The following is a 26,420-nucleotide window of genomic DNA, read 5'->3' as shown; positions in this document are numbered from 1 at the left end:
TCAGCTGGCGCCGTCCGCGCGCCCGCGTCTATCATGTCCGGCCGGTCTTCTGGCTTGGGATCATCTGGCGCTGCAGCCTTCCCGGTTTCCCAGTGGCATCAGGCAAAAGCCCGGCAGCCCATCCCCCTTACAGCGTTGGGCACGCGCCGGCATCACACCGGCTTCCCGATTCTCCCATATTCTGGGCACCGGACACACTTGTTTAAGCAGAAGCGGTGAGGGGAGGCAAGCGGTACGCCGACCTCGAATGCCGCAATCAATCCTTCCGCAGCGGGCGGAATGTCATCCTGTGGATGGCGCAGGGGCCAAGCTCGACAATGGCATTGCGATGGAACTCTGTCGCGTAGCCGGCATGGAATTCAAAGCCATAACCCGGATAGCGGCGGCCTGCCGCGACCATCATCCGGTCGCGTGTCACCTTGGCAACGATGGACGCCGCGGCAATCGACAGGGACCGTGCATCGCCGGAAACGATCGCCTTGCCGGGGCAGGGCAGGCCGGGCGCTACGTCGCGGCCGTCGATGAGGGCAAAATGCGGACGGCTATGCAGCGAATGCGCCGCACGGCGCATGGCTTCGAGGCTTGCCCGCAGGATATTTATCCTATCGATTTCTGGCGCTGAGACGGACGAGATTGCCACGTCGAGCGCACTGGCAAGAATGAGCTCGTAGAGCGCTTCGCGCCGCTCCGCCGTCAATTGCTTGGAGTCGTTAAGGCCATCAGGGATATTGTCGGGGTCAAGCACCACGGCACTTGCGACCACCGGACCGGCCAAGGGGCCGCGGCCGACTTCATCGATGCCGGCCACCAGCCGGTAGCCGTCGCGCATCAATCCCTGCTCGAACCGGAACGTTGGAGCCGGCTCGATTTCCTCCAGGGGCAGGGAATCGGCGAGAAGTCTCATGCGGGTTCAAATGACACTTCCACCGATTCCCCGCAAGTCCCGGAACGAGGGCGGCGTTCCTAGGACTGGGTGCGCAGGCCGGCGGGACAGGGATTGCCGGCGGCGCGGAATTCAGTGCCTCGGCCTGATGCGGGCAGGGTGCGAGTGAGACACTGAAGTTTTCGCCGATCCGGTACGGCAGGCGGGCCGCCCCGGATCGACCAAGACATGCACAAACAAAGACCTAAAGCAGGCTGAGCTGTACGCCCGCACCGCTCGGCGGCACGAAAAGCTCCGTGTTCAGCGGCATGCTGCGCGTCCTGCGAATGCCGAGCTTCTTGGCTGCCAGCTCGAATCGGCGGCTGATCTGCCAGGCATAGGGGCCTTCGCCCTTCATCCGCTTGCCGAATTCCGCATCGTAATCCTTGCCGCCGCGCATCGAGCGGATCAGGCTCATCACGTGCCGGTAGCGGTCCGGATAATTCCTGAGCAGCCAGTCGCGGAATAGTGGGCTGACTTCGAGCGGCAGGCGCAGCAGCACATAGCTTGCCTCCTTGGCGCCGGCAGCAGCGCCTGAATCGAGGATGCGCTCCAACTCGTGATCGTTCAGCGCAGGGATCATCGGCGCTGCCATCACTGCCGTCGTCACGCCAGCCTCGGTCAGCGCCCGGATTGCCTCCAGCCGCCTCGACGGGGTCGAAGCGCGCGGTTCCATCAGCCGTGCCAGCCGCCGGTCGAGCGTCGTCACCGAAATCCCGACTCGTGCCAGGCCGCGCTCCGCCATTTTGGCGATGATGTCGATATCGCGCATGACTAGCGCCGACTTGGTGACGATCGATACCGGATGATTCGCCGCATTCAGCACTTCGAGGATCTGGCGCATGATCCGCCATTCCTTCTCGATCGGCTGGTAAGGGTCGGTATTGGTGCCGATGGCAATGGCTTTCGGCTTGTAGCCGGGCTTTGAGAGTTCGCGTTCGAGAAGTTTTGCCGCATCCGGCTTGGCAAACAGCTTGCTTTCGAAGTCGAGCCCCGGCGACAGGCCCATATAGGCATGCGTCGGCCGCGCAAAGCAGTAGACACAGCCATGTTCGCAGCCACGATAGGGGTTGATCGAACGGTCGAACGGAATGTCCGGGCTTTCGTTGCGGGTGATGATCGCGCGCGGCTTTTCCACCTGCACTTCGGTCTTGAACGGCTCCAGCGTTTCGATTGTCTGCCAGCCGTCATCGAGCACTTCGCGCTCCTGCGGCTCGAAGCGGCCGGACGGGTTGATGCCGGCGCCACGACCGCGACGGCGGTCAATATCAATGCGCAGACCGCTTTCCTTCAGCAAACCATCGGCAAGCTCTGCCGTGTTGGCAGGCGCGAATGCGGCCTGCCTCGAAAGAGACAGATTGATCATTGGGCAACTCCTGCGAGGCGACTCTCTGCCCCGTCATGATTATTTTCCTATCTTCAAAACGAGAACAATGCAAGAACAAATTTGCCGACTGGCATTTTCAGGGCTGTTGTAATAACGATTGACCATGCTGACTGTTTTGCTGGAATGCCGGGATAACGAGCCGGAATTGGCGCATACGCTGGCGGTGCTGGTGTCGGGCGCGGTGGATGGATTGGTGAGCGACGTGATCGTGCTCGACCATGGTTCACGCGACGGTTCCGCGCGCGTTGCCGACGCCGCGGGCTGCAAATTCTTCGACACCTGGACGCTCGACGAGACGATCCGCAATGCGCGCGGCGATTGGCTGATGCTCTTGGAGCCTGGCGCGCGGCCGCAAAGCGGCTGGATCGAGGAAATCCTCGAATATGCTTCACTCGCGAAGGCGCCGGCACGCTTTTCGCCGTCACGCCGATTCCGCCGGCCGTTCTTCAAACGGTGGCGGCGCAAGGGCGAACTGGAACTCGGCCTGGTACTGCCCAAGCGTCAGGCCAGCGCACTCGTGCAGCCCGGCATGGACCTCAAAGGGCTTGCCAAGGCCTCTGCCGCTAAGACGTTGCGGTCGGAACTGATCCCAGCCTGGGTGCTGCGCGAGCGCCGTTAGGCGGCGGCATCCACGGAGAGTTGGATGCCCTGATAGCGCTGTAGCGTGGCAAGCACCTTGAACAACTGATCTGCACGCGGATTGCCGGCCTTGCCGAACATCCGCATCAGGCCTCTCTCGGAAATGCCTGTTCGTTCCGACAGTTCGCGGAAGCCGATCGTCGCTTCGATATAATCGTGCAGCACGCTTTTTGCCGTCGGCAGGTCGTCGCCGAGCAGCACTTCCACGGCCTCCGAAAGCAGCGCGAAGCGGAAGGCATGGTCCGATTGCAGGCGGGCTCTGATATTCTTTTTGAAGTCTTTTGGGAGAGCCATCTTCGGCATCCTGATCACTATTTGAGTACACTCGGATATATAGGGGCGAGTTCGTCGCAATCACGGCGACGCGATCAAATAAATTCTCATTTTCGTGAAATATGATGAATGCCGGGCCAGGCGTGGCCAATGAGCCACACCGCCGAGGCGGAAATGGCATTTCGTTATCAAATGGTTAACGGGCTTCGGCATTTCTCGGAAGGCGGCCAATTCCTCGGCATATCCTGATCCGGATCGCGACATGCCCGCCGATGAAGGTTCCCCTCCGGCAAGGCATGTCATCTCATTGTGCGTCTGCCTTTTGGTCTGTCACCGAATGACGGAAGATCTGGCTCAGAACGAGAAGTCGCTGACATTGAGGTCGCCGACCAGGGTATGCTGGAGGGTCAGCGTATCGGTACCCATGTGGATCACCAGATCGCCATTGGACGCGCTCACGTGGTTGTTGACCAGGTCGTTGAAGTCACTGATGGCATTTTGACCTGTCAGGTCGATATGGTCTGTTCCAGCCTTGAAGTCTGTAATTGTGTCTTGACCGTCATGCGTCGCGAAAACGAAGACGTCCTTGCCCGATCCGCCTACCAGGAGATCGTTGCCTTGGCCGCCATCAAGGGTGTCGCTGCCGGCCATGCCCATCAACGTGTTGTCGCCGTGATTGCCGGTGAGCGCATTGGCGCTCTTTGTGCCTGTTCCGTCAATACTGGCATTGCCGAGCAGGATCAGATTTTCGACATTGGCCGTCAGCGTGTAAGTCACCGTCGATTTGACCGTGTCGGTGCCGCCACCGGCATCTTCCTGAAGATGCACCTTGGCATCATCGGTAATCAGCGTGTCGTTGCCCTTCTGACCGTAGATATCATGATCGACCTTGCCGCCACGATTGTCGAAGGTGTCGTCCCCTTCGCCCATATAGATCAAGCCCTTCATCTGGCCGTGGTTGGTCACCGTGTCATCGCCGTAGCTGCCGGAGAATGCCCATGCTCCTTTCAACAAGCCATCATTGGTCAGGGTCGACGTCGTATGATACGAACCATCGAACTGAACGGCGGCACTTTGCGATGTGATGCGGCCACCCGCTTCATTGACAACGCTGACATCACCAAGGCCGCCGGCCGAGATGCCATTCTGGCCGCCCGAGATGTGCCCGAAATTGGTCACCGTCTGCTGGACGCTTTGCAGCCACACGCCGTAGTTTGAGCCATCGATGGTGCCATGGTTGGTGAGTTGTTGATTGCCAAAGCCCAGCTCAACGCCGACGCCGGCCTCGACAACCCCGGTCGAGGTGATCTTGACGTCGCAGCCGCTCGGGTCAGAGTTCACGGCGGTATCGGTATTGCCGTCTCCGCCGGTTACGTGTCCTTTTATGATGAGATGGCTATTTGAAACGCCATCCTGGTAAAACAGCGCATCCGGACTATCCGTTGTGATCGATGCCCCTTGTTCCAGAATGTAAGTGGTATTCGAGGCGGTCATTTTGTAGGCAGACGTGAGCTTGCGGTCGATTGAGATGATGAGTGGAATGACCTTCACCATGGAGCCGGTTTCCTTGTAGCGACATTTTCTGCTGGATAGAACGTTTCAGCGAGATACTTCGAGTGAAGCCGTTGTTCATTTTGTTTCAGCGGGAAATTTCGCAAAAGCAACTACAGGCGTCCGGCTGTCCTATGCTTTTGAAGCACCAAGATCGGTAGCAATTCTCTACGACAGGCCAAGCGCCCACCCACAGAGTGATGGGAGCAAAGCGACGCATTTTCCGACGCGCGGACGATGACATGCGGGCCCCGGCTCAACATGCAGGGAAAGCCGGGGATTATCTCATTCAAGTGGGCGGAAGACCTATCCAGCGATCTTGGAGAAATCCGCAACCGTGCCGGTGGCACTGCGAATCGCGGCAAGCAGTGCGAGCCGATTGGCGCGGATCTCCGGGTTCTCGTCGTTGACCAGCACGGTGTCGAAGAACGTGTCGACCGGGCTGCGCAGCTTTGACAACGCTTCCATGGCGCCTTCGAAGTTTTCGCGAGCGACAGTTTCCGCAGCCCCTTGAGAGGCCGTCACGATTGCCGAGTGCAGCGCCCGTTCGGCTGGAAGCGTCAGCAATTGCAGGTCGATGCGATCGGCGATCGCCGTGCCCTTCTTTTCCTCTGCCGCCAGCAACTGCGTGGCACGTTTGGTCCCGGCCAGAAGATTGGTGCCGTCCTCGGAGGTGAGGAAGGTCGACAGCGCTTCGGCGCGGCGGACGATGGTCAGAAGATCATCGGCATCTTCGGTCAGAACGGCGTCGACGATATCGTGGCGGCGGCCGGCGTCGCGGAGATAGACCTTCAGTCGGTCATGGAAGAAGGAGAGGAGGTCTCGATCCTCGGCTATGGTCAGCAACGGTAACCGGATGCCGTTCTCAAGAAGAATGCGGATCACGCCCAGCACTGCGCGGCGCAGCGCATAGGGGTCTTTCGAACCTGTCGGCTTCTCGTCGATCGCCCAGAAGCCAACCAGCGTATCCAGCTTGTCGGCCAGTGCCACCGTGATAGCGACCGGATCGGTTGGAATGCGATCCGAGGGGCCTTGCGGCTTGTAATGGTCCTCGATCGCTGCCGCGACAGATGAATCCTCGCCTTGCAGTACCGCATATTTTCGGCCCATCAGGCCTTGCAGTTCCGGGAATTCGCCGACTGCCTCGGTCCGAAGATCGGCCTTGGCGAGCACCACGGCGCGGTCGACCTTGATCGGGTCGGCCTTGGTGACTTTCGCCAGTTCCGACGCCAGTGCCCGAATGCGCTCCACCCGATCACCCTGCGTGCCGAGCTTGGCATGGAAGGTGACGTTGAGGTGATCCAGCTTGGCCATGCGCTGATCAAGCGGCTTCTTGAGATCAAGGCCGAACTTGGCGGCAGATGCGGTCAGCGTGTCGAGGTCGGGCATGTCGCCCTGGTCGCGCCTGTAGAAATGCAGCGCATCGGAGAGACGGGCGCGCACGACCTTGCCATTGCCGTGAATGATCTCGGCACCGCCATCCTTTGCCTCGATATTGGAGACGAGGATGAAATGGTTGGAGAGCGCGTCGCTGCCGTTGCGGCGGGTGACGAAGCACTTTTGGTTGGTCTTGATCGTCAGCCGGATGATTTCCTGCGGAATCTTTAGGAAATCCTCCTCGAAAGAACCCATCAGCACATGCGGATATTCGACCAGGCCCGAGACTTCCTCCAGCAGTGCCTCGTCCTCGACCAGATCAAGACCCGAGGCGAAGGTGACGTTCTTGGCGTCCTGCAGGATGATCTGCTTGCGGCGCTCAGCGTCGAGGATGACCCTGGCCTTTTCCAGGCTCGACACATAATCGGAGAAGCGCTTGACGGTGATCGGCTCAGGCGCATGGAAGCGATGGCCGTAGGTGATGTTGGAGGCGACGATGCCATCGACTTCGAACGGGATCACCACGGTCTCTTCGTGCTCGGAGCCGAAGGTGCAGACGATCGATTGCAGCGGACGCACCCAACGCAAGCTGCCCGGCCTGGCCGACGCCGCGCCCGAGCGCATCGATTTCGGCCAGGGAAATGCGCGGATGATCTCCGGCATCACCTCGGTGACGATCTGCTCGACCGAGCGGCCGGGTTTGGAGATCACGGCGACGTAGAATTCGCCTTTCTTCGGGTCGCTCTGCTTGATCGCCTCGTCGATCGAGGTCAGGCCGGCCGAACGGAGGAAGCCGTCGATTGCCTGTTGCGGGGCATTGACACCAGGCCCCTTTTTCTCCTCGCGCGTGTCGGCGGAGCGGGCGGTCATGCCGCGGATGTCGAGCGTCAGGCGCCGGGGTGTCCAATATTCGCGCGCGCCTTCATAGGTCAGGCCCGCATTGACAAGCGCATCCGTGACCAGCTTCTTCAGGTCGCCGGCCGCCTTGCGCTGCATGCGCGCGGGAATTTCCTCGGAGCGGAGTTCGATGAGAAGATCGGGCATGGAATGGCTTTCAGTCGGGCGAAAATCAGGGCTCGGACCTAGCAAGTTCCGGCGAGGTTGTCATCTAGAATAAGGCGCCATTTGCCTGTCATCGGACCTTTGACGGCTTAGTCGAAATCGGCAAGATCCGCCTCGTATCAACCGGCGTTTGAGCATAAATTGAGGCAACGAAAACTTTAAAGGGGACGTGCGATGAGTATCGAAGACGAAGCAAACGCAGATCACAACGAACTCGGAGAGATGTTGGTCGGCATGGCGATCAACCTCCTGGAGAAGAATGGGGAATTCTACCCCATCGCGGCCGAGATGTCAGCGGACGGCGAAGCGCGGTACGTCATTCCCAATCTGGAAGACGAGCATCCCGACAGCCAGGTCCTGATTGACTACTACATAGCATCGCTCAGAAAAGAAGCGTCGGCAGGTTCTGTGAGAGCGGCTGCTATCGCTTATGATACCTTTGACAAGCGCGATGGCGGCAAGCGGGACGCGATCGCCATCCGGCACGAGCATCGGGATGGCGAACCGCTGATCATGGTGACACCCTATCGCGTCGCGAATGGTGAAGTGGTTTTCGACGAAGGCTACATCCAGGATACGAAGCCACTGATCTTTCTGCCCGCATAGCAAGCTTCGATGTCACCATCCCCCGCCGCCACCGCCACCGCCGCCGCCACCCGACGATCCGCTCGAGGAAAAGCCGGAGGATGAATCCGATGTTGGAGCGGGCAGCGAGGCGGAAATCGTTGCTGGCAGCGACGATGAGAAACTCGATATGCGATCGCCAAACCGGTCGCTGTTGAAATTGCTGCCGCTGTACCATAGGGGCTGGTAGCTCGCGGCGGCCGCCGCGCCCGCCGCATCCAGCCAGCGTTGGAAATGCTCGGACCAGGGACGTTCGACACCGAGGGCAACCGCGAAGGGCAGGAGCGTCTCATAATGCTGGGGCGACATTTGCGGCGCGCCGGCCATGTTCATTCGCTGTCTTTCCGCCACTGTGAGATAGAGTTTCAGCCCTTCGATACCGTCGCGCAGTTCGCGCCCGAGCGGCGTCGCCGCACCCATGATCGCGCTGAAGAAGGCGGCGATCATGATCATGGCGAGACAGACGATATAGGCGACGCTGTCGTCAGGCGAGCGCGCCGCATCGACAGCCGCCCAGATCGCGGAAAGGATGATCACGACAAAGGCAAGCCAGAATGCGGTGAGCAGGATGCCGGCAAAAACGCGCGCGACGACGGAAGGCGAGGACAGCGCCGTCGCCGACAGCACAGCCGAGAAGATGGCGACAAACAGGAAGATGACGACGGGTACGACCATCAGCCCGAGCATGTCGCTGGTAAAATCGCCGATAGCAAGCACGGCGATGAAGGCGATAATGGTGAGGATGATGCCGAGCGCGATCGTGCCGGCATTGTAGCTGTGATATTTGCCGCTGTGCTCCTTGTCGATTGCCGAGCGGAAATCGCTGCCAAGTGATTGCAGCCTGGTGCCGTTGTCCTTGGTGATTGCGAAGTAACCGGTCTTCACGGCGTTGTAGATCTTGTCTTCACCAAGCGGCAACCTGTCCGCCGGCGCCTTGTCGGTGCGCTTCAGCATCACCGTTTTCGTCAGGTCCTCGAGCGTGATCAGCCCCTTGACGGCAAGGTCTATGGCAGAGGCCGAAAATGCGGTCCAGCCACCATGGTTGAAGCCTCGATTGGCCACATAGTTGACGAGCGCCGGCGACAGGCCGGCCGGCGGATCCCAGCGTGGCACGACAACGCCCCGGGCAGGGTCGCGGCCGATGCGCCACCACTGTACGGAGAAAAACAGGAAGACGAGGATGAAGCCGACGCCGGCGGCGATGGCATTCATCCGGTCATGCAAGGTCCACCAGAAGCTGTCGCTGGAGGTTGGCTGCAGGATGGCACCCTTGGCAAATTTCACCCCGATCGTCAGGCCTTCATGTTGGCCGAGAGGCCGCGTGGTGGCAAAGAAGATCCGGCCATCGGCCTCCGTTACGCGCGCGTTCTTTTCCGTCGCGCCAATCGCGCCGGTATAGAACACCGTCGCGTCCGGCTTCACTTCAGGGGGCAGGATCACGGTCGCGGTGGCCTCCTGGATCGGAGATTCCCAGCCATTGCCGGTGACGTTCCAGAAAAGTTCGTCGTGATCCGGGAAATAGCGGATCTGCCGGCCGGTCTCGTATTTGATCTCATAAGTGTGGTCGCCGGTGGGGACGAGAGTGTCGTCCTTGCCGATCAGGATACGGACGCCGTTGTCGAGACTGCTGGTCTTGAACTGCTCGTCCCGGCCGTCGCGCTTGATATCGACAAGGCTGAAATCGACGCGGTGCATCTGCCCGTCATTGCCGGTGAAGGTCAGCGGAAAATCGCGGTAGATACCGTGCAGGATCCTGTCGTGCTCAACAGACACCGTGATTGTTTCGGTGACGGTCAGCTTGCCGGATCTCGCGACTTCGATGTCTGAATGGTAGGATTTGATCACCTCCATGGCTTGCGCCGGCGCCGAAACGACAAGCCCCGCGATCAGGAGCGCGAGGAGATGGAGAATGCTGAGGCGGTACCTGAAATTGACCATGGTAGCCCCCGCGCGCGCTAGAATTTGACGGATGGTACGGCGCGATCCGCCGGGTTGTCGATCTCGAAGAAGGCTCGCTTCTGGAAGCCGAAAGGACCGGCGAGCAGGTTCGACGGGAAGCTCTCGACCTTGATGTTAAGGTCACGGGTGGCGCCGTTATAGTAGCGGCGGGCCATCTGGATTTCACCCTCGATGCCGTCGAGCGAGCGCTGCAGTTCAGCGAAATTCTGGCTGGCTTTAAGATCGGGATAGGCTTCCGCAATCGCCATCACCCGGCCGAGCGCTTGGCCCAGCAGGCCTTCGGCGGCGCTGCGGCCTGCCACGTCGCCGGCTGGCACGGATTGCGCCTTGTTGCGCAATTCGACGACTTCTTCCAGCGTCTGCCTTTCGTGCGCGGCATAGCCTTTGACGGTCTCAAGCAGATTCGGGATCAGATCGGCGCGGCGCTTGAGCTGCACGTCGATGCCGGACCAAGCCTCTTCAGCCATCTGCCGGGCGCGTACCAGGCCGTTATAGAGGAATATGACAAGCAGGACAGCGATAACGATGACGGCGATGACGATATAAGTCATGGGGTCCCCCTCCAATTTTTCATTTTGAAGAGGTAACGTTCCAGCCTGCCGAAGTCATCGGCACGCCGTGGTTTTTTCCTGCGGATCGGCTGAAAGGAAGCGCTTAGGCGCGCTTCCAGATCAGCACCGAGCTTGCGGCATAGTTGAACACCGCGCCCATGATCGCGCCGGCGAGACCGGCGACCCAGGCAGTCGAGTAGAAGGTATGGATCCAGCTGGCGACGCCGACATTGCTGACGGTGCCGATCGAACAGGCCGCGTAGAAGGTGAGCATGCCGGTGAGGAAGCGCCAACCCGTGAGCCGGCTGTCGCGATAGGTGAGCCGGTTGTTGATGATGAAGTTCCAGGTCATCGCCACCATGACAGCGGCAAACTGCGACCACTCGAACGTGAGATGCATGATCGAGAGCGCCCAGTTGAGCACGAGCAGGTGCACCGCGATACCGGAAACACCGACGGCGCTGAACATCAGGAAGCGCACCGGCAGCACGCCGCCGAAGAAATGCGACACCAGCAGCCCGAGATAATCGACGGTGACGAGTGTGTCGAGCTTGCTCTCGCCGGCCTGGCGTTCGCGGAAACTATAAGGCAGTTCCTCGATCTTCAGTCCCTTGCCCGCAGTGGAGAGAATGTCGAACAACAGCTTGTAGCCTTCCTTGGAGAAGGACTCGGCCTTGTCCTCGACGATCCGGCGGCGCAGCATGAAAAAGCCGGACATCGGGTCGGAAACCTGGACGCCCATGATCTTGACCGCAAGCCGGGTGGCGAGCTTGCTGCCCCAGCGGCGAACAGCGGAGAAGCCTTCCATGGCCGAGCCGCCCTGGACATAGCGGCTGCCGATGACAATGTCGGCTCCGGCTTCGATCCGCTCATACATCAGCGGCAGCAGCGTCTGGTCATGCTGCAGGTCGGCGTCCATGACCGCCACGACCGTGGCCGCGGATGACAGGATGCCTTCGATGCAGGCGCCGGACAGCCCGCGCCGGCCGACGCGCCGGATGCAGCGGATGCGGGGATCCTCGAGGCTCATCTTCTTGGTGAGTTCGTAAGTGCCATCAGGGCTGTTGTCGTCGACGACGACCATTTCCCAGGCGATGCCCCTGAGGTCCAGCTTCAGCCGCCGGAACAGTTCGGGGATATTGTCGCGCTCGTTATAGGAGGGAACGACGATTGTCAGAGCCGGCGACCGGGTCGCGATCGTCTCTGTTTCCTGGGTATGTTCGACAACGTCCAGCAGCATAGGGCCAACTACTCATACTTGGATTGGAAAGCTTGGGATGGACTTCGTATACAAAAATATGACAGCCTCAAGACGGTGAAACAATTTGTCGCTGTGATCAGTCAAATAATTCGACAGTCGACAACTGGTTCCCGTAAGCGCGCGAGAAATGCAGCGCGGCCTTGATCCGCGATAGCACCATTCCTTTAGGATCATAAAGCTGCGGTGCGAGATGAATGAACCATACCCGCTTATGCGTGGCGAGCGCCGCGTCCACCAGCTTCAAGTCGTCCTCGATCAGCATAGGCCCGCCGAGATTGCTGACATAGATGCGCGGCAGGTGCCGCTGCGGATAGGGACCGGGCACATAGACCCGATCCGGGAAGTTCGGATAGCGACGGGCGTAGTATTCGACGGCTAACAGGCCTTGGGCCGGCAGCGCGATGACGACATCCCCGGGCTGCGCGTTGTCGCCGATTGCCGTGATCACCGACCGCCAGTCCTCGGTGATGCGACCTTCGTCGGCGATCGACCGCGCCGACGACCAGCCGATCATCACCACGGCTAGACAGACGCCGATCCATCTTGGCCCGCGCCAGGCCACAAGGCCGAACGCCACGACGGCGAGCGTCAGCGGCGCCATCCATTCGAACAGCCGGTTGATATAGATCGGCTTGACCGTGAAACTGACGGCCAGCACGGCATAGAGCGGCAGGAGGAGGATGACCAGYACCTGCACGGCAAGCGTCCGCTCAAGCCTGATCATGGCCACGATGCCGATGAGCAGCAGGACAAGGCCGAAAATGAATTGCGGCCAGCCATCCCCGAGCGTCTGCATCCAGGCTTCATAGAGATCCGGTATCCGCGGCTTGATCCAGAAACTCAGGCCGGAAAAGGCGCCCGATTGATGCAGGAAGATCGAGATACCCGGGCCCCAGACGAGAAGCGCGAGCAGGCCGGTGCCTGCGACGATCGCGAGATTGACGAGCCGCCGGGCCGGATTGCCGAACAGAACGACCAGACCCAGGCCGCCCCATATGCCCGAGGCGACGAAGAACCCGGTATTGTGCAGCCAGAGCGAAAATCCTCCGGCGAGCCCGAGTATCAGCGCCCAGCCACCCCAGCCCGCTCGGTTGCCGCTTTCAGGGGCTGCACAGAGCCGCTGGCCGAGAGCAAGTGATGCCAGGATGGCAAGCGTGACAAACAAGGTCTGGGGTCCGTAAGGCCGTGAATCCAGTGCGAAACGGATATTTCCGTAATTTGCGGCAAGCAGCAGAGCCGCAAGCAGGCTGGCGCGATCACCCAAACGACCGGCGCGCAGCGCCCGCCCGGCAACCGCCAGCGTGACGATTGTCAGCAGGCTGGCAACCAGCGACAGGCTGCGCATGCCGGCTTCCGAGTGACCGAAGATGCCCATCCAGAGCTTCAACATCGAATAGTACATCGGTGGATGGGTTTCGTATTGCGGAACCTCCACCCAGAGATCGTGCCAGGACCGGCTGGCGAACCATTCGCTATAAAGCTCATCGATCCAGAGCGAACGGCTGGAAAGCCCCGGAAGCCGGAAGATCAGGCCGATCAAGGTGACGGCAGCGACCGCCCACCAGAAGAAGCGGGCGATCAACGCGTCCAGACGATCGAAAATACCGCCGATCGGCGCCTTGCCGAGATCGGATTTTGTGTCAACGCCAGTCACCATCGGTGGAACTCATTACTGCTGGAGCTGATGATCGTTGTGGTTTACGCCGCCTTCGGCCAGTTGACGCCGCCGGCATCGGTGAGCAGGAAGGCTTCGCCGCAGGCCTTGGCCAACGTACGCACCCGCAGGATATAGCTTTGGCGTTCGGTCACCGAAATCACGCCGCGGGCGTCGAGCAGGTTGAAGACATGGCTCGCCTTGATGCACTGGTCATAGGCCGGCAGCACGCATTTGTGCAGGCGTTGATTGTCGCTGTCGCCGGGCGCGCCGGCCTTGAGCAAAGCCTGGCATTCCTTCTCGGCGTCGATGAAATGCCGGTGCAGCATTTCGGTATTGGCATATTCGAAATTGTGCCGCGAATATTCCTGCTCGGCCTGCAGGAAGACATCGGCATAGGTGATCTTCTCTTCGCCTTCGCGGCCGTTGAAATTGAGGTCGAAAATCGAATCCACGCCCTGCAGATAGGTGGCGAGGCGCTCGAGGCCGTAGGTCAACTCGCCGGAGACCGGGGCGCATTCGATGCCGCAGACCTGCTGGAAATAGGTGAACTGGCTGACTTCCATGCCGTCGCACCAGCATTCCCAGCCGAGGCCCCAGGCGCCGAGTGTCGGGCTCTCCCAGTCGTCTTCGACAAAACGGATATCATGCAGCAGCGGATCGAGGCCGATGGCCTTGAGCGAGCCGAGATAAAGCTCCTGCAAATTGGACGGATTGGGTTTCAGGATCACCTGATATTGATAATAATGCTGCAGCCGGTTGGGATTTTCGCCATAGCGCCCATCGGCCGGCCGGCGCGACGGCTGCACATAGGCCGCCCGCCAAGGCTTGGGGCCGAGCGCGCGCAATGTGGTGGCCGGATGGAACGTACCTGCGCCGACTTCCATGTCGTAGGGCTGCAGCACCGCGCAACCCTTGTCCGCCCAATAGTTATGCAGCGTCAGGATCAGCCCCTGGAAGGAGCGGGCCGGGTTCATATAGTCGGGAAGCTCGGACATGGCACTTGTTCTGAAGGTTTGAATGACCGGGCGTGAAGTGCCACGCGGAGCGGCGGGGGTCAAGGACTTCGTGGCAATCCGGCTTGATTGAAGATAGGCGCAATGTCGTATATCCTTGCTAGAACAAATCGTGGAGCCTGAGACAGCCATGAATGTAAAGATCTCGATCGAACTGTCGGAAAACCAGCTCGAATTCGCAGAACGCAAAGTCCGGGAAGGCGCCTATACGTCTGTGTCGGAAGTAATTGCTGAAAGCCTGCGGGATACAATGTTGGCTGAAGGCGAAAACGCAGATCAGAGCGATCCTGTCTGGGAGATGAGGCACGAGATCAGGCGGCGGTTGCAAACCCCGGATGATCAGTGGATCACGATGGACGAAAACGACACCATGTTCGAGGATCTCGAAGCGCGTCTCAGGGCAAAATTCGGCGCTACCGCCAGATGAAGCGATATGTGATCGAGCGTCATCCGCTGATCGAAAGCGACCTTGAAACGATCCAGGACTACATTGCCCCATTCGCCGGCGTCGATACGACGCTCAGAATTATGCGGAAAATCCGGGAAAGGATCGTTGACCTCTCACTCTTCCCGCACGTCGGTACCATCCGTGACGAAATCATTCCCGGCCTCCGTGCGCTGCCGGCTGCCGAAAAAGCCATAGTCTGCTTCAGCGTCCGCGATGAAACCCGCATCGTGAAGATCGTTTGCGTCACATATGCCGGACAGGACTGGCAGAAGATCGCCGCGGAGCGGGAAAACCAGGATCTTTCACGCAATATTTGACAGCATTGGCGTCCCATGCATCCGGGCGCTGTGCTTCATATCAATAGAACAATGCGGCATTATCATCCGCCTTGAAATTGATCCTGCCGAGGGGCCATCGCAGTGTGGGGGAGGGGAAGCATGACTGAGCAAAACGATGTGCTTGTTATCGGTGCCGGGCCGACAGGCCTTGCTCTCGCTATTACGCTCAGGCGTTACGGCATCAGTGTCCGCGTGATCGACAAGGCAGAACACCCGGCCACCGTTTCCAAGGCGCTCGCCATCTGGAGTGCAAGCCTCGAAGCGATGCAGGGCATGGGCGTCATTGATGATTTCCTCGCCGCTGGAAAGCGGCTGCACGCGCTCTGCGCCGGCGATGGAAGTCGCCAGTTGGCGCGGATCGCTGTGGGYGATGGTATCGATAGTCCGTTCCCATTTCCGCTGCTTCTGCCGCAATTCGAGACGGAGAAGCTGCTGACCGCACGTCTTTCGGCGCTCGGCGTGACAATCGAGCGAGGCGTCGAGCTCACGGAGTTCGTCCAGGACGGGTCCGGCGTCACGGCGATGCTCAAGCATGCGGATGGCCGGATGGAGGAGACGCGCGCGAGCTATCTGGTCGGCTGTGACGGCGCCCGAAGCGCCGTGCGCCATGGGCTCGGCATCGAATTCGAAGGCTATACCGAGCCGCAGACCTTCTTGCTCGTCGACGCCCGTATCGAGGGCGGCGATCTCGATCACGACAACATTTACATCTGGTGGAATCGCGGCGGCAGCATCGCCCTTTTCCCATTTGCGGGAGAGACCTGGCGGATGTTCGCCATCCGTCGCGAAGAGAGTGACGAGGCCCCGAACATCGAGGAAATGCAGCAACATGCCGAGCGTTTCGGCCCGCCCGGCATTCGGCTCTACGATCCGAGCTGGCTGTCGACATTCCGGATCAATGAGCGGCTGGCGGAGCGCTATCGTGTCGGACGATGCTTCCTTGCCGGCGACGCGGCGCATATCCATAGTCCCGCAGGCGGCCAGGGGATGAATACCGGCCTTCAGGATGCCACCAATCTCGGCTGGAAACTGGCTTATGCGATCCAGGAAATCGGCGACGCGGAACTGCTGCTCGACAGCTATGAGCCGGAGCGCCGGCCGGTGGCGCGCGAGGTCATCAAGGGCTCGGCGCAGAAACTCCACGTCGCCTTCAATGACAATCCGGCGGTTCGTATCCTGAAAGACATCGCCGTGACCGTGTTCGGCAACCTGACCGCGGTGCAGAAAATGCTGCAGACCCAGCTTTCCGAGACCGAGATCATCTACACCAAAGGCCCGCTGGTCGCGCTCGGCGAACCGCCACATTCCCCGCGCCGCACCGATGTCGGCACCCGAGCCCGTGACGTGCTGGTTGCCGACGGTGTGGCCGGCGAGCACGCGCTCTGGCCGCTGATATCAGGGAGACATCATACATTGCTGGTCTTCGACGCCAAATCGTCGGTCAGCATGGAGGCCGCGCAGGCCGGGACCGAAGATCGCCTTTCGGTCGTGCATATCCCGCCGGAACGCGATCCCGGCGGCAAGGCCCGGAGTCGGTTCAACCTCGGTGATGGCGGCTGGGTGCTGATCCGTCCCGATCAGGTCGTGGCGGTGCGCGGCGATGCAAGCGATCTGGCGCCGCTCTATGGCTATCTCCGCCGCGTGGTCTGGCGCCAGGAAGTGTGATGATCGTCCGCCAGGACGGCTCTCACTCGTCGCGGCGCAACCGGTATTCGCCGGTCGCCGGATCCTTCACCAGCGTGCCGACCGCATTGTTCTGCTGCTCCTTGCGCTTGATCTCGGAAGTCTTGGCGAGCTTGGTCGCGTCATTGACGAACCTGCGGTAGATATACCAGCCGACGAAGACGATCAGTGCAAAGAAGATAAGTTTGGGTAGTCCCACTATTGTCGTTCCCTAGAGTCCGTATCGGCTCCACCAGAGCCGTTCTTCCGCCGTTTCGATCGCACCGCTGGCCACGCCGGCACCGATGGCCATCTGCGGATCGGCGCCGCCCTTCCGCCCGGAGATGAACCGGCCGATAAAACCCTTTGACGGTTCGATCGTCTCGATCTCGATCTTTTCGCCGTAGCGCAACCGGAGCGAGCTTTCGATGTCGCCCAGCGCATCGACGAGACCGAGTTCCATACCCTTTTCGCCTGACCAGAAGAGGCCGGTGAACAGCGTATCGTCCTCGGCGAGCTTACCGGCACGGCGCTCCCTGACCATGCCGATGAACACGCGGTGCACGTCGAGCTGCAGCGATTTGAGGTGATCTATATCACTTTGCTTCTCGGGCAGGAACGGGTCGAGCACAGATTTGTTTTCGCCAGCGGTATAGATGCGCCGCTCGACGCCGAGCTTCTTCATCAGGTCCGGAAAGCCGAAGCCGCCGGAGATCACGCCGATCGAGCCGACGATCGATGTCGGGTCGGCAATGATCTCGTCGCCGGCAAGCGCGATCAGGTAGCCGCCGGAGGCCGCCACGTCTTCGACGAAGACGAGTACTTTCTTCTGTTTTTCCTTCGCCAGCGCCCTGATCTTGAAGAAGATCGAGCGCGACTGCACCGGCGATCCGCCGGGCGAATTGACGGCGATCGCCACAGCCGGCGCCTTCTTCATATCGAAGGCCTTTTCCAGCAGTTCCTCGACACTGGCGAGGTTGAGGGCAGGGCGGAACTGACTGCCGCCGGCCTGGATGACGCCTTGCAGTTTGACGAGCGGAATCTTGACCGTCTTCTGTCTGCGGAGTTTCTTGATCAGGCGGCCTAATCCAAGCATGTCGGGTCCATTGTTGTTGTTCTGCTGCGGAGATGTAATCACGCCGGCGATAAACGCAAGCGCTCGGCCGAGGTTTCCCGGGCACGGCCGAGCCGTGGATAGCCCCGGCGGCCATTGTTGAGGTCATCGACGAACGGCAGGAAGCGATGCGATCCCTCGGCATGCATGAAAAGCGGCGAACGGAACACCGGCCTCGCCCTTGACCCTTTGATCGCGCTGACCAGCACGCGGATCGCGTTCTCGCCGTCCCTCGGATGGACGAGCGTCGCCTCCAGGCCGCCGAAACGCCGTCCGCATGCTGCCATGATCGCGGCGATCGATTCCGGCCGGGCAATCAGCGACATCTGCCCGCCGGGCCTCAGGATGGCGCCGGCGGTCCGCACCCATTGCTCGAACAGGTCGCCGCTCATGGCGTGAGCCTCGGCCTTGAGCGCGTCGGGCGCCTTGCGATCATCGGCATGGTTGAAGGGCGGGTTCATGATCACATGATCGAAAGCATCGTCCGCCAGCCCGGCGCCGACGCGGGCACGGCCGGTCAGCGTCACATCCGCTTCCAGCAGCGAAAGGCGATCGGCGATTGCCGCATTCTCGGGCAGTGCCATGCTCTTGCGCGCATAGTCAGCCATCTCCACGGATTTCTCCACCAGAAGCACGCGGGCCTCACCGAGCCGCGCCGCAACCCCCATGCCCGCCGCACCGGCCCCTGCGCCGAGATCAGCGACCTGGATCGGCCGTTCGGCGACCACCATGGCGGCAAGCAGCATCGCATCCATGCCGGCGCGATGGCCGCGCCCTTTTGGCTGGACGATGTGGAAACCGCCGAAATGGAAGGCGTCGATGGTCTCGGCGACGGGGGTCATTTCTTCAGTTCTGCTCCCAGCCCGGCTTCGCGCAGCACCATGCGGGCCTCGTCGGCGCGGTCGGACTCGACCATCAGCCGGCGCTGCAGAATCCCCAGCGACCCCTCCAAAATGCTCATTCCCTGATCGGCGACAAAGCATTGGATGCCGCGATCCTTCAGCAGGCTTTCGGCATAGGAGAGGCTGACGGGATTGTTGGTCCGCATGATTTCTATCACGTTCGCGTTCCTTTTTTGTCAATTGTGAGGGAGCAGGACAATTCGCCTCTTGCCGCTTTGCTCTGCTGTTTTTATGGTCTTTTAATAGAATTGAACAGGAGCCGGTTCCTTGGGCGTCGTCATACCGCTGGATGACAGCAAAAACAAACAAGCCTCCATCAAGCCGCTGGTGGATCTCAGCAAAGCCGACATGGAGCGTGTCAATCAGTTGATCCTGTCCAAGGCCGGCTCCGACGTGCAGATGATTCCGGAAGTCGCCAACCACCTCATCTCGTCGGGCGGCAAGCGTCTCAGGCCGATGCTGACCATCGCCGGCGCCAATATTTTCGGCTACAAAGGCGATCACCATGTCAAGCTCGCGGCAAGCGTCGAGTTCATGCACACGGCGACGCTGCTGCATGATGACGTGGTCGACGAGAGCGACATGCGACGCGGCCGCAAGACGGCGCGCATCCTCTGGGGCAACCAGGCAAGCGTGCTGGTCGGCGATTTCCTGCTCGGCCAGGCCTTCAAGATGATGGTCGAGGTCGGCTCGCTCGATGCGCTGGACGTGCTTTCGACCGCCGCCACCGTGATCGCGGAAGGCGAAGTGCTGCAGCTCTCCGTCGCCAAGAACATGGACACGACCGAGGATGACTATCTGCAAGTGATCCGCGCAAAGACAGCAGCTTTGTTTTCTGCTGCAGCCGAAGTCGGGCCGATCATTGCCAGTGCCTCCAAGGCAGATCGCGCAGCGTTGAAATCCTACGGCATGAACCTCGGCCTCGCCTTTCAGCTCGTCGACGATGCGCTCGATTACGGCGGCAAAGCGGCTGAACTCGGCAAGAATACGGGTGATGATTTCCGCGAGGGCAAGATCACGCTTCCGGTGATTCTCGCTTGGCGCCGCGGTAATGATGAGGAACGGGCCTTCTTTTCTGCATCGGCCGCGTCAACTAAAAAGCCGAACTCAACGGTTATTGCGAGAAAAAGCCCTGAAATCGTCACGCTTGTGACAGACACGGATTTATGAAATTAAGGGCACATACGCGATTTGCGCGAATGTGCATCTATGAGAGGCATTCGAATGACTTTGTTGAAACTCCGCCGGCTCCAGCTTGGCACGGCAATGGCTCTCGTTCTCGCTGTGGCGGGACCTGTGCTCGCAGCCCAGGAGCCTGCTCCGGCCAAGCCCGTCGTGCATTTCGACGTCTCTTCGGTGGATACATTCTCCGGTGCTTTTCTTGCTGCCCGCACGGCCGACAATGACTACGACTATCCCACTGCGATCACGCTTTACCGCACAGCGCTGAAATTCGATCCCAACAATACCGATGTTCACGAGCGGCTGATGATCTGCCTGTTCATGAACGGCAATTTCGACGAGGGGGTCCAGGAAGCGACCCGCCTCAAGGACGATCCGTCGGTCGAGCGCATCGCCACGATCGCGCGCGGCATCGAAGCGATTCGCCAGAAGAATTTCCCGGAAGCCTACAAGCTGCTTAAATATGACGGGCCGAACGAGCTCGACCGCATGGTCAATACGCTGCTCGTCGCCTGGGGCCAGTTCGGCGAGGGCAAGACCAAGGAAGCGATCGCCACCGTCGACCAGATGAAAGGTCCCGACTGGTACGCGATCTTCAAGAACTACAATGCCGGCATGATTGCCGCCGCCGCCGGCGATGTCGACACTGCGCGTAAGCGGCTGCAAGCAACCCTGAATGCCCGGGAAGAGGGCAGTGCGGCCTCCGACACCTATATGCGAGCCGTCATCGCTCTCGCCTCGCTCGAAGCGAAGTCCGGCAATAAGCAAGCAGCGATCGATGCGATCACTGCGGGAGAGACCTTTGCGCCGGGCTATGTGCCTCTGGCCGCTTTCCGCAAGAAGATCGAGGCAGGCGAGAAGCCGCCGCTCGCCATCAGCAACGCGGTTGATGGTACGGCCGCGGTGCTGTTCTCGGTCGGCGGCGCACTCAACCAGTCACTCTCCAACGCCCCGGACAAGCAGGGCGCCCAGGATATCGTCAATTTCTATCTGACGACCTCGTTTGCGCTGGCGCCCAACAATGCCGACACCGCGGTTCTGCTCGGCGGGCTCGCCGAAAACCTCGATCAGCCGGAGCGGGCGATCTACTGGTACGGCAAGGTGCCGTCGGGGTCGCCGCTACGCCGCGTCTCCGAACTGCAGCTCGGCCTCAATCTTGCCAATACCGGCAAGACGGATGACGCCCGCAAGCATCTGTTGCAGGCGATCAAGGAAGATCCGAAGGATATCCGCGGCTACGTCGCCTATGGCAGCCTGCTCTCCGATCAAAAAGAATATGACGAGATGGCCAAGAACTACGACAAGGCCGTCGAAGTCATCGGGCCGCTCGCCAAGCGCTCCGACTGGTCGGTATTTTTCCAGCGCGGCATTGCCTATGAACGGCTGAAGAAGTGGGACCAGGCCGAGCCCAACTTCAAGCGGGCGCTCGACCTCTATCCCGACCAGCCGCAGGTGCTGAACTATCTCGGTTATTCCTGGGTGGACATGAACATCCATCTCGATGACGGCCTCAATATGATCAAGAAGGCCGTCGATCTCCGGCCGGATGATGGCTATATCGTCGACTCGCTGGGTTGGGCCTATTTCCGCCTCAACCGCTTTGACGACGCCGTGGACGAACTCGAGCATGCCGTCGAACTGAAGGCTGCGGATGCAACGATCAACGAGCATCTCGGCGACGCCTACTGGCGCGTCGGCCGCAAGCTGGAAGCGATTTTCCAGTGGCAGACAGCGTTGGAACTGAAGCCCGATGAGGCCGATATCCCGAAGATCAAGAAGAAGATCGTCAACGGTCTGCCGCCGCAACAGGCCGATGCCACGACCTCGCAGAGCCGCGGCATCGATGTCGCACAGGCCGATCCGGTCAAGCCGGCTGCTGACGCCAAACCGGCTGATGCGACCGTAGCGAAGCCAGCCGCTCAGGACAGCGAAATCAAGCCCGTGGAGCAGAAACCTGCTGACACGACGGTCAAGCCGGCCGACCAGAAGCCAGCCGACACGGCAACGCAGCCGGTGACGGATCAGAAGCCGGCCGACAATGCCACCAAGCCGGCGGACCAGAAGCCGGCCGACAACGCTGTCAAGCCAGCCGACAACACGGTCAAGCCAGCCGATGCGACGACTCAGCCGGTGGAGCAGAAGCCGGCGGACACGACTGTCCAGCCCGCCGATAGCGGCGCGGCTTCGCAGTCGCATACCGTGGTCAAGGGCGATACGCTTTGGGACATTGCCAAGGATGTACTCGGCGACGGTCATCGCTTCCATGAAATCATCGAGCTCAACCCAGCAGTCCGCCGCCATCCGAACGTCATCCAGCCTGGCCAGATGCTGAAGATGCCTGGCGCGAAGAAGTAGCTGCCGCAGACTCTCCTGTTGGGAGGCAATGCGACATTAGCCGGATATCGTCGTGAAAACGACGAGACTGCTTTCCCTTTCCGTAAGGGAGGGGAAAGCTTCGTCGCGGCGCTTCGTCCCGTTGCCGGGCGGACCTGACCCTCATAGCGAGCCCCATGATCGAAGAACTCGCCCGCGCCAAAATCAACCTCGCGCTCCACGTCACGGGGCAGCGGCCCGACGGATACCATCTTCTCGACACGCTCGTGACATTCGCAAATGCCGGCGATCGCCTGACTTTTACCTCGGCCGAGAGCGACGGATTCACCGTCTCCGGCCGCTTCGGAGCGTCCCTGCCGCGTGACGCTCAGCCCAAGAACGGTAATCTCGTGCTGCGCGCCCGCGACGCGTTGCGTGCCTTCGCGGAGGTTGGCGGCCATCAGGTGCATCCCGTCCACATCCATCTCGAAAAGAACCTGCCCGTCGCCTCCGGCATCGGTGGCGGCTCGGCGGATGCGGCGGCGGCGCTCCGCGGACTGATGGCGCTCTGGCCGGTCGAGGTTCCACATAACAGCCTGCGCGAGATCGCCCTTGGCCTCGGTGCCGACGTGCCGATGTGCCTCGAGAGCCTGCCGCTGGTAGCGCGCGGCATCGGTGAGGACATTCGGCTGCTGCACCATTTCCCCAGGCTGCATCTGCTGCTTGTCAACCCGCTGGTCGAAGTTTCGACGCCGGTGATCTTCAAGTCGCTGACCCACAAGAACAATTCGCCGCTCACCCTTCCGGAGGATGGCGCCGAGCGCGAGGATTGGCTCGCCGCCCTCGTCGAAGCCCGCAACGACCTGCAGCCGCCCGCCGAGGTGATCGAGGGACGGATTGTCGAGGTGCTTGGCCTGATCCAAGGCACGGATCCGGTCTTCGCCCGCATGTCCGGCTCCGGCGCCACCYGTTTCGGCATTTATCCGGATGCTTTGGCAGCCCGCGCCGCTCGCGCGGCGCTTGAGGCGGTACGGCCCGAATGGTATCTGCAGGAGACGGAAACCGTCTGAGGTGCCCCATGCCGAAAATCGATGAGACCCGCCCGTTCATTCCCATTGGCATCGCGGTCTTGACCATCTCCGATACGCGCACCTTCGCCGATGACAAATCCGGCGACACGCTTGCCGCGCGCATTGCCGAGGCAGGCCACCGACTGGAGGCACGGGCGATCTGCAAGGATGACAGGAAGGCGATCTTCGATCAGGTCGAGGCCTGGACGCGGCAAGACGATATCGACGTGGTGATCACCACCGGCGGCACCGGCTTTACCGGCCGAGACGTGACGCCCGAGGCGCTGGAACCCTTGTTCGAAAAGCGCATGGACGGCTTTTCCGAAGTCTTCCACCGCATTTCCTACGACAAGATCGGGACCTCGACGATCCAGTCCCGCGCCACCGGCGGCGTGGCCAACGCCACGTTCATCTTCGTCCTGCCCGGCTCGCCCGGCGCCTGCAAGGATGCCTGGGACGGCATCATCCGCGACCAGCTCGATTACCGCCACATGCCCTGCAATTTCGTCGAGATCATGCCGCGGCTCGATGAGCACCTGAAGCGCGGCGTCGCATGAAGAAAATTCTGATCAGCGCCTGCCTGATGGGCGAACCCGTCCGCTATGACGGAAAGGGCAAGCTCTTCGGCCATCCGCTGATCGATCGCTGGCGAGACGAAGGCCGGCTGGTGGTTTTCTGCCCGGAACTGGCCGGCGGCTTTCAGGTGCCGCGGCCGCCAGCGGAGATCGCCAAGCGCGCCGATGGCGATGCCGTGCTCGCCGGGGAGGCTGATGTCGTTGAGATCGGCGGCATGAATGTGACTGAGAAATTCGTCGCAGGCGCGCGTCGGGCGCTGGCGCTTGCGCAGCGTGAGGGTTGCGATTTCGCGCTCCTGATCGATGGCAGCCCGTCCTGCGGGTCGAGCTTCATTCATGATGGGCGGTTTTCGGGCGAGACGCATCGAGGTCGTGGCGTCACGGCAGCGCTTCTATCGCAGAACGGAATAGAGGTTTTCGCTCCGGCCGCCATCGAACGGCTGGCGACGCGCATCGGCGAATAAGCTGGATCAATCCACTTTCAGGCGCAGCTCAAGGCCCTGCGGATTGAAATGCTGCGCGACTTCAGGCTTTTCCGCCGGTTTGGCGCTCACGGATTTGTCGGCAATTGCCGGCGACGTCACGTCCTTGCTGATCGTCAGCGCCGTATCTTTTTCGGCCTTGAGGGTCGGATCGCTATGCTTGGCCACTTCAGGCCTGGCCTTGGCGCCAAGGTCCGGCGGTGACATGTCGGCGGTCACAGCAGAGGTCGTGCTGGTGTCGATGGTGATGGCTGCGTCCTTCGGCACATCGGTGGCCGCCGGCTCAGTGAATTTTTGTTCGACTTGCGCGGTTTTCGCATCGATCAGGTCGGTGCTCGCCTTGGAGACATAGATGACCGGCGAGCCGCCCAGCCATGCCTCGGTACGATAGACCTTGAGCACGCCATCGACCTGCTTGACTTCGACCTTCTGGGTGCCTGGCGCAAGGCTTATCTCCGCAATCTCCGCCTTCTTCTTTTTCAGCGGTGCGCAGATCGGACAGGAGACTTTTTCGATGCTCTTGGCGGAATCATCGTCTTTACGGATGACCTCGATCGACCCTGCATGAGCCGCGGAGGCTGCCATTGCCATCGTGCCTGCCAGCAAAAGGATACGCATCGTCACACTGCTCCCTTGAACAATCAGAGCGCAGTGTATGAAAAATGCGTTAAGATCGGGTCAGCGGGACTGGTTAGGAAAGCGTTAATGTCCCGCCTTTTCGCGGGCGATGGCGCGCCAGCCGATGTCACGGCGGCAAAAGCCGTTTTCCCATTCGACGTCTGCCACCGCTTCATAGGCGCGCGCTTGCGCCTGGCCGACAGTCGGCCCGGTCGCAGTGACATTAAGGACGCGGCCGCCAGTGGCGACAAGCTGGCCGTCCTTGTCGGCGGTGCCGGCATGGAATGTCCGGCAGGTGTCGCTGTCGGCGGGGAGGGCAGCAATCGCGGTGCCTTTCTGATAGGAGCCCGGATAACCCTTCGAGGCAATCACCACGGTGAGTGCCGCATCGTCGTGCCATTCCGCCGTCATTTCTCCGAGCGTGCCCCTGGCGGTGGCGAGGAGCAGCGGCAGCAGATCGGATTTCAGTCGCATCATCAGCACTTGGCACTCCGGATCGCCGAAGCGGACATTGTATTCGATCAGCTCCGGGCCGCGTTCGGTGATCATCAGGCCGGCAAACAGCACGCCGATGAAGGGATGACCCATCTCTGTCATGCCGCGGATGGTCGGTTCGATGACTTCCTTCATCGTCCGTGCAGTCATGGCGTCGGTCATGATCGGCGCTGGGGAATAGGCGCCCATGCCGCCGGTATTGGGGCCGGTATCGCCGTCGCCGACCCGCTTGTGGTCCTGGGCGGAGGCGAGCGCCAGCGCATGCTGGCCGTCCGAGAGCACAAAGAAGCTCGCCTCCTCGCCGTCGAGAAAGGCTTCCACCACCACTTCCGCACCGGCGGCGCCGAAGGCGCCTTCGAAACAGTCGTCGATCGCCGCCAGTGCCTCTTCCATGGTCATCGCCACGGTCACGCCCTTGCCGGCCGCAAGCCCGTCGGCCTTGATGACGATCGGTGCGCCCTGGGTCCGAATATAGGCTTTTGCTTTCGGCGCATTGTTGAAGCGCTGATAGGCGCCTGTCGGTATGTCGTAGCGGGCGCAAAGATCCTTGGTGAACCCCTTCGAGCCTTCGAGCTGGGCGGCGGCCTGCGAGGGGCCGAAGACCAGGAAGCCTGCCTCGCGCAACCGGTCGCTCAGTCCTGCCACCAGCGGCGCCTCTGGTCCGAAGACGACGAAATCGATCGCCGCCCTCCGGCAGAAATCGACGACGGCGCCGTGGTCATCGATGTCGAGCGCGACCAGATCCGCATGTTCGGCAATGCCAGGATTGCCGGGCGCGGCGTAAAGTTTTGTCAGCAGCGGCGATTGGGCGATTTTCCAGGCCAGTGCATGCTCGCGTCCACCCGAACCGATCAACAGAACCTTCATCGCCACGCCCTCGTTTCCAGACTTGGCGGGTTAGAGATGCCTTGCCGAAAGGTCAAGTCCTGCATGCTTTGTGCGGTT

The 26,420-nt window shown here is 60.9% G+C and carries 24 protein-coding genes, 2 pseudogenes and 1 riboswitch; of the genes and pseudogenes, 10 read left to right on the top strand and 16 right to left on the bottom strand.

Going from position 1 to position 26,420, the window contains the following annotated elements:
* Window positions 1-22 precede the first annotated feature (22 nt).
* A riboswitch (cobalamin riboswitch) is annotated at window positions 23-208 on the bottom strand.
* 48 nt (window positions 209-256) lie between these two features.
* Complete coding sequence (locus tag AC1DYF_RS27235) at window positions 257-904, bottom strand: ribonuclease HII (RefSeq protein WP_477880292.1); 648 nt, start codon at window positions 902-904, stop codon at window positions 257-259.
* A gap of 223 nt (window positions 905-1,127) precedes the next feature.
* Window positions 1,128-2,288 (bottom strand): PA0069 family radical SAM protein, encoded by a 1,161-nt coding sequence (locus AC1DYF_RS27230; protein WP_477880290.1) that lies wholly within the window; start codon window positions 2,286-2,288, stop codon window positions 1,128-1,130.
* Window positions 2,289-2,412: 124 nt separating this feature from the next.
* Here AC1DYF_RS27230 and AC1DYF_RS27225 point away from each other — a divergent pair, with 124 nt between their 5' ends.
* The gene (locus tag AC1DYF_RS27225) at window positions 2,413-2,928 is read left to right on the top strand and encodes a glycosyltransferase family 2 protein (RefSeq protein ID WP_477880289.1); all 516 of its coding nucleotides are present in this window, start codon (window positions 2,413-2,415) and stop codon (window positions 2,926-2,928) included.
* Here AC1DYF_RS27225 and AC1DYF_RS27220 read toward each other — a convergent pair.
* The 3 genes from AC1DYF_RS27220 to glyS all read right to left on the bottom strand — a co-directional run bounded on the left by AC1DYF_RS27220 (window position 2,925) and on the right by glyS (window position 7,193).
* Window positions 2,925-3,242 (bottom strand): helix-turn-helix domain-containing transcriptional regulator, encoded by a 318-nt coding sequence (locus AC1DYF_RS27220; protein ID WP_477880288.1) that lies wholly within the window; start codon window positions 3,240-3,242, stop codon window positions 2,925-2,927. The genes AC1DYF_RS27225 and AC1DYF_RS27220 overlap by 4 nt on opposite strands.
* Before the next feature lie 333 nt (window positions 3,243-3,575).
* The gene (locus tag AC1DYF_RS27215) at window positions 3,576-4,775 is read right to left on the bottom strand and encodes a hypothetical protein (RefSeq protein WP_477880287.1); all 1,200 of its coding nucleotides are present in this window, start codon (window positions 4,773-4,775) and stop codon (window positions 3,576-3,578) included.
* Between the two features lie 303 nt (window positions 4,776-5,078).
* Window positions 5,079-7,193, bottom strand: a complete 2,115-nt coding sequence (gene glyS, locus AC1DYF_RS27210; protein WP_477880285.1) for a glycine--tRNA ligase subunit beta — start codon at window positions 7,191-7,193, stop codon at window positions 5,079-5,081.
* Window positions 7,194-7,385: 192 nt separating this feature from the next.
* On the opposite strand from glyS, the gene AC1DYF_RS27205 reads away from it, so the two are divergent.
* Window positions 7,386-7,817, top strand: a complete 432-nt coding sequence (locus tag AC1DYF_RS27205; RefSeq protein WP_477880284.1) for a hypothetical protein — start codon at window positions 7,386-7,388, stop codon at window positions 7,815-7,817.
* Window positions 7,818-7,829: 12 nt separating this feature from the next.
* On the opposite strand, the gene AC1DYF_RS27200 is transcribed toward AC1DYF_RS27205, so the two are convergent.
* The 5 genes from AC1DYF_RS27200 to AC1DYF_RS27180 all read right to left on the bottom strand — a co-directional run bounded on the left by AC1DYF_RS27200 (window position 7,830) and on the right by AC1DYF_RS27180 (window position 14,237).
* Window positions 7,830-9,773, bottom strand: a complete 1,944-nt coding sequence (locus tag AC1DYF_RS27200; RefSeq protein ID WP_477880282.1) for a DUF2207 domain-containing protein — start codon at window positions 9,771-9,773, stop codon at window positions 7,830-7,832.
* Between the two features lie 17 nt (window positions 9,774-9,790).
* Window positions 9,791-10,345, bottom strand: a complete 555-nt coding sequence (locus tag AC1DYF_RS27195; protein WP_477880280.1) for a LemA family protein — start codon at window positions 10,343-10,345, stop codon at window positions 9,791-9,793.
* A gap of 103 nt (window positions 10,346-10,448) precedes the next feature.
* The gene (locus AC1DYF_RS27190; RefSeq protein ID WP_477880278.1) at window positions 10,449-11,585 is read right to left on the bottom strand and encodes a glycosyltransferase; all 1,137 of its coding nucleotides are present in this window, start codon (window positions 11,583-11,585) and stop codon (window positions 10,449-10,451) included.
* A 97-nt stretch (window positions 11,586-11,682) separates the two neighbouring features.
* On the bottom strand, window positions 11,683-13,263 hold the full coding sequence (locus AC1DYF_RS27185) for a glycosyltransferase family 39 protein (protein ID WP_477880277.1): 1,581 nt from the start codon (window positions 13,261-13,263) through the stop codon (window positions 11,683-11,685).
* 41 nt (window positions 13,264-13,304) lie between these two features.
* The gene (locus AC1DYF_RS27180) at window positions 13,305-14,237 is read right to left on the bottom strand and encodes a glycine--tRNA ligase subunit alpha (RefSeq protein WP_477880375.1); all 933 of its coding nucleotides are present in this window, start codon (window positions 14,235-14,237) and stop codon (window positions 13,305-13,307) included.
* A 169-nt stretch (window positions 14,238-14,406) separates the two neighbouring features.
* On the opposite strand from AC1DYF_RS27180, the gene AC1DYF_RS27175 reads away from it, so the two are divergent.
* From AC1DYF_RS27175 to AC1DYF_RS27165, 3 genes are all read left to right on the top strand, one after another.
* The gene (locus tag AC1DYF_RS27175; RefSeq protein WP_477880275.1) at window positions 14,407-14,703 is read left to right on the top strand and encodes a ribbon-helix-helix domain-containing protein; all 297 of its coding nucleotides are present in this window, start codon (window positions 14,407-14,409) and stop codon (window positions 14,701-14,703) included.
* On the top strand, window positions 14,700-15,041 hold the full coding sequence (locus AC1DYF_RS27170) for a type II toxin-antitoxin system RelE/ParE family toxin (RefSeq protein WP_477880273.1): 342 nt from the start codon (window positions 14,700-14,702) through the stop codon (window positions 15,039-15,041). The genes AC1DYF_RS27175 and AC1DYF_RS27170 overlap by 4 nt, the downstream gene beginning before the upstream one ends.
* A 120-nt stretch (window positions 15,042-15,161) precedes the next feature.
* Entirely contained in the window at window positions 15,162-16,727 is a 1,566-nt protein-coding gene (locus tag AC1DYF_RS27165) for an FAD-dependent oxidoreductase (protein ID WP_477880271.1), read from the top strand.
* Window positions 16,728-16,749: 22 nt separating this feature from the next.
* Here the strand turns inward: AC1DYF_RS27165 and AC1DYF_RS27160 are convergent, their stop codons facing one another.
* From AC1DYF_RS27160 to AC1DYF_RS27145, 4 genes are read right to left on the bottom strand one after another with little or no spacing between them, the layout of a single operon-like run.
* Window positions 16,750-16,944, bottom strand: a complete 195-nt coding sequence (locus AC1DYF_RS27160; protein ID WP_477880269.1) for a hypothetical protein — start codon at window positions 16,942-16,944, stop codon at window positions 16,750-16,752.
* A 12-nt stretch (window positions 16,945-16,956) separates the two neighbouring features.
* Window positions 16,957-17,820 (bottom strand): S49 family peptidase, encoded by an 864-nt coding sequence (locus tag AC1DYF_RS27155; RefSeq protein ID WP_477880267.1) that lies wholly within the window; start codon window positions 17,818-17,820, stop codon window positions 16,957-16,959.
* Window positions 17,821-17,858: 38 nt separating this feature from the next.
* Entirely contained in the window at window positions 17,859-18,680 is an 822-nt protein-coding gene (locus tag AC1DYF_RS27150; RefSeq protein ID WP_477880265.1) for a tRNA1(Val) (adenine(37)-N6)-methyltransferase, read from the bottom strand.
* Window positions 18,677-18,886 carry a putative signal transducing protein gene (locus AC1DYF_RS27145; protein ID WP_477880374.1) on the bottom strand — a complete coding sequence of 70 codons (210 nt, stop codon included), beginning with the start codon at window positions 18,884-18,886 and terminating at the stop codon, window positions 18,677-18,679. Before AC1DYF_RS27145 ends, AC1DYF_RS27150 begins: the two co-directional genes overlap by 4 nt.
* A gap of 121 nt (window positions 18,887-19,007) precedes the next feature.
* Between AC1DYF_RS27145 and AC1DYF_RS27140 the strand changes: the two are divergent.
* The 5 genes and pseudogenes from AC1DYF_RS27140 to AC1DYF_RS27120 form a co-directional block, all read left to right on the top strand.
* A pseudogene (locus AC1DYF_RS27140) lies at window positions 19,008-19,814 on the top strand (polyprenyl synthetase family protein); the annotation flags it as partial.
* Window positions 19,815-19,964: 150 nt separating this feature from the next.
* Window positions 19,965-21,809, top strand: a pseudogene (locus AC1DYF_RS27135) (tetratricopeptide repeat protein); the annotation flags it as partial.
* A 623-nt stretch (window positions 21,810-22,432) separates the two neighbouring features.
* Complete coding sequence (locus AC1DYF_RS27130; RefSeq protein ID WP_477880264.1) at window positions 22,433-23,305, top strand: 4-(cytidine 5'-diphospho)-2-C-methyl-D-erythritol kinase; 873 nt, start codon at window positions 22,433-22,435, stop codon at window positions 23,303-23,305.
* A gap of 8 nt (window positions 23,306-23,313) precedes the next feature.
* The gene (gene moaB, locus AC1DYF_RS27125; RefSeq protein ID WP_477880262.1) at window positions 23,314-23,862 is read left to right on the top strand and encodes a molybdenum cofactor biosynthesis protein B; all 549 of its coding nucleotides are present in this window, start codon (window positions 23,314-23,316) and stop codon (window positions 23,860-23,862) included.
* Window positions 23,859-24,344, top strand: a complete 486-nt coding sequence (locus AC1DYF_RS27120; protein WP_477880261.1) for a 2-thiouracil desulfurase family protein — start codon at window positions 23,859-23,861, stop codon at window positions 24,342-24,344. The genes moaB and AC1DYF_RS27120 overlap by 4 nt, the downstream gene beginning before the upstream one ends.
* Window positions 24,345-24,350: 6 nt before the next feature.
* On the opposite strand, the gene AC1DYF_RS27115 is transcribed toward AC1DYF_RS27120, so the two are convergent.
* Both AC1DYF_RS27115 and purD read right to left on the bottom strand, forming a co-directional pair.
* The gene (locus AC1DYF_RS27115) at window positions 24,351-24,980 is read right to left on the bottom strand and encodes a plant virulence effector HPE1-like domain-containing protein (RefSeq protein WP_477880259.1); all 630 of its coding nucleotides are present in this window, start codon (window positions 24,978-24,980) and stop codon (window positions 24,351-24,353) included.
* A gap of 84 nt (window positions 24,981-25,064) precedes the next feature.
* Window positions 25,065-26,342, bottom strand: coding sequence for a phosphoribosylamine--glycine ligase (purD, locus tag AC1DYF_RS27110; protein ID WP_477880372.1), 1,278 nt, complete (start codon window positions 26,340-26,342; stop codon window positions 25,065-25,067).
* Window positions 26,343-26,420: the final 78 nt, after the last annotated feature.

It is taken from the genome of Rhizobium sp. P2_G9, from assembly GCF_056403475.1.
This window is presented reverse-complemented; position numbering and strand designations above follow the sequence as displayed.

Bases quoted from the DNA above. Each gene is read 5' to 3' on its own strand.
- AC1DYF_RS27235 (WP_477880292.1), bottom strand. From the start codon at position 904: ATGAGACTTCTCGCCGATTCCCTGCCCCTGGAGGAAATCGAGCCGGCT.
- AC1DYF_RS27230 (WP_477880290.1), bottom strand. From the start codon at position 2,288: ATGATCAATCTGTCTCTTTCGAGGCAGGCCGCATTCGCGCCTGCCAAC.
- AC1DYF_RS27225 (WP_477880289.1), top strand. From the start codon at position 2,413: ATGCTGACTGTTTTGCTGGAATGCCGGGATAACGAGCCGGAATTGGCG.
- AC1DYF_RS27220 (WP_477880288.1), bottom strand. From the start codon at position 3,242: ATGGCTCTCCCAAAAGACTTCAAAAAGAATATCAGAGCCCGCCTGCAA.
- AC1DYF_RS27215 (WP_477880287.1), bottom strand. From the start codon at position 4,775: ATGGTGAAGGTCATTCCACTCATCATCTCAATCGACCGCAAGCTCACG.
- glyS (WP_477880285.1), bottom strand. From the start codon at position 7,193: ATGCCCGATCTTCTCATCGAACTCCGCTCCGAGGAAATTCCCGCGCGC.
- AC1DYF_RS27205 (WP_477880284.1), top strand. From the start codon at position 7,386: ATGAGTATCGAAGACGAAGCAAACGCAGATCACAACGAACTCGGAGAG.
- AC1DYF_RS27200 (WP_477880282.1), bottom strand. From the start codon at position 9,773: ATGGTCAATTTCAGGTACCGCCTCAGCATTCTCCATCTCCTCGCGCTC.
- AC1DYF_RS27195 (WP_477880280.1), bottom strand. From the start codon at position 10,345: ATGACTTATATCGTCATCGCCGTCATCGTTATCGCTGTCCTGCTTGTC.
- AC1DYF_RS27190 (WP_477880278.1), bottom strand. From the start codon at position 11,585: ATGCTGCTGGACGTTGTCGAACATACCCAGGAAACAGAGACGATCGCG.
- AC1DYF_RS27180 (WP_477880375.1), bottom strand. From the start codon at position 14,237: ATGAACCCGGCCCGCTCCTTCCAGGGGCTGATCCTGACGCTGCATAAC.
- AC1DYF_RS27175 (WP_477880275.1), top strand. From the start codon at position 14,407: ATGAATGTAAAGATCTCGATCGAACTGTCGGAAAACCAGCTCGAATTC.
- AC1DYF_RS27170 (WP_477880273.1), top strand. From the start codon at position 14,700: ATGAAGCGATATGTGATCGAGCGTCATCCGCTGATCGAAAGCGACCTT.
- AC1DYF_RS27155 (WP_477880267.1), bottom strand. From the start codon at position 17,820: ATGCTTGGATTAGGCCGCCTGATCAAGAAACTCCGCAGACAGAAGACG.
- AC1DYF_RS27150 (WP_477880265.1), bottom strand. From the start codon at position 18,680: ATGACCCCCGTCGCCGAGACCATCGACGCCTTCCATTTCGGCGGTTTC.
- AC1DYF_RS27145 (WP_477880374.1), bottom strand. From the start codon at position 18,886: ATGCGGACCAACAATCCCGTCAGCCTCTCCTATGCCGAAAGCCTGCTG.
- moaB (WP_477880262.1), top strand. From the start codon at position 23,314: ATGCCGAAAATCGATGAGACCCGCCCGTTCATTCCCATTGGCATCGCG.
- AC1DYF_RS27120 (WP_477880261.1), top strand. From the start codon at position 23,859: ATGAAGAAAATTCTGATCAGCGCCTGCCTGATGGGCGAACCCGTCCGC.
- AC1DYF_RS27115 (WP_477880259.1), bottom strand. From the start codon at position 24,980: ATGCGTATCCTTTTGCTGGCAGGCACGATGGCAATGGCAGCCTCCGCG.
- purD (WP_477880372.1), bottom strand. From the start codon at position 26,342: ATGAAGGTTCTGTTGATCGGTTCGGGTGGACGCGAGCATGCACTGGCC.